This window comes from Streptomyces sp. NPDC001292 (assembly GCF_042896465.1).
In the GTDB taxonomy this organism is placed as follows: domain Bacteria; phylum Actinomycetota; class Actinomycetes; order Streptomycetales; family Streptomycetaceae; genus Streptomyces.
Genome location: NZ_JBIAXG010000142.1, coordinates 1 through 1,532 on the forward strand (window position 1 = coordinate 1; position 1,532 = coordinate 1,532).

General features: G+C 72.6%; 1 protein-coding gene. It reads left to right on the forward strand.

Annotation, left to right across the window (positions count from 1 at the left end; translation table 11 throughout):
- A partial coding sequence (locus ACFY4A_RS42605) for a condensation domain-containing protein (RefSeq protein ID WP_390834677.1) occupies positions 1 to 1,532 on the forward strand: 1,532 nt, incomplete at both ends.

Here is a 1,532-nt window from a genome sequence, read left to right on the forward strand (position 1 = left end):
GAGCTGGCCGACCGGTCGGGCTCGACGGTGCTGACCGGTGCGTTCTCCCAGTCGATGCTGCTTGAGGTCCCGGCCGGGCTGGAGCTGCCGCGCCTGGAGGCGGCGGTTCAGCGGCTGCTGGACCACCATGACGTACTCCGTGCCCGCCTGGAGTTCGCCGACGGCGAACCGAGCGCGCTGGTCGTACCGGAGAAGGGCTCCGTCCCGCCCGCCGTGCGGCGGGTGGACGCGGCAGACCTCGCCGCCGAGCACCGGATCGACGTGGTACGGGCGTGCGTCGAGGACGAGGCGAAGCAGCTCGACCCGGTGGCCGGCCGGATGGTGCGGGTCGTGTGGTTCGACGCCGGGCCGGACGTTCCGGGACGGGTGCTGGTGGTGGCGCATCACCTGGCCGTCGACGGTGTCTCGTGGCGCGTGCTCGCCCCGGATCTGGCAGCGGCGTACGAGGGCGGTCCCGACGCGGTCCTGGACCCCGTGGCGTCCTCGTTCCGGGGGTGGGCGGAGGCTCTGGCCGCGGAGGCGGTGAGCGCGGAGCGGACGGCCGAGCTGCCGTCGTGGATCCGGATGCTGGAGGGTCCGGACCACCTGCTGGGTGGGCGGGCGCTGGATCCGGCGGTGGACACGGTCGCTGCCGGGACGCGTCGTGTGGAGCTGCGGGTGCCGGTGTCGGTGACGTCGGAGCTGCTGACGCGGGTCCCCGGGGCGTTCCATGCCGGGATCGACGACGTCCTGCTGGCGGCTCTGGTCGCGGCCGTGGACGAGTGGCGTGAGATCCCGGGCGGTCTGCTGGTCGATGTGGAGAGCCATGGCCGTGTGCCGCTCTCCGACGACATGGATCTGACGCGTACGGTCGGCTGGTTCACCAGCTCGCATCCGCTGCGACTGGACGCGGGTGGTGCCGATCACGCCCAGGTGCGGTCGGGTGGCCCCGAGGCGGGCCGGCTGCTGAAGCGGGTCAAGGAGCAGGTGCGGGCGGTTCCGGGCGACGGCGACGGTCTCGGGTACGGGCTGCTGCGCTATCTGAACCCGGCGACGGCGTCCGCGTTCGAGGGGTTTCCGTCGGCGCGGATCGGGTTCAACTACCTCGGTCGGTTCACGCCCGGCAGTGGCGACGTGCGCGGGGACTGGCAGCCTGATGGCGACACCGTGCTGGGCGGAACGGCCGACGAGCGCATGGTGCTGACGCATGAGCTCGATGCGGGCGGTCTGGTCCGTGACCTGCCCGAGGGGCCCGAGCTGACGATCTCGCTCGCTTGCCCCGCCGGGTTGCTGGACGACGAAGAGCTGCGCGAGCTGACGTCCGCCTGGGCCGCCATGCTGAACGGCCTGGCCGCCCATGCGGGAGAGCCCGGCGCTGGTGGCCACACTCCGTCCGACTTCCCGCTGGTGGCTCTCGGCCAGGACGAGGTGGAGGAGCTGGAGGCGGCGGTTCCGGGTCTGGTCGATGTGTGGCCGCTGTCGCCGTTGCAGGAGGGACTGCTCTTCCACGCCCGGTACGACGAGGGCTCCCGCGATGTGTACGTGGGGCAGCG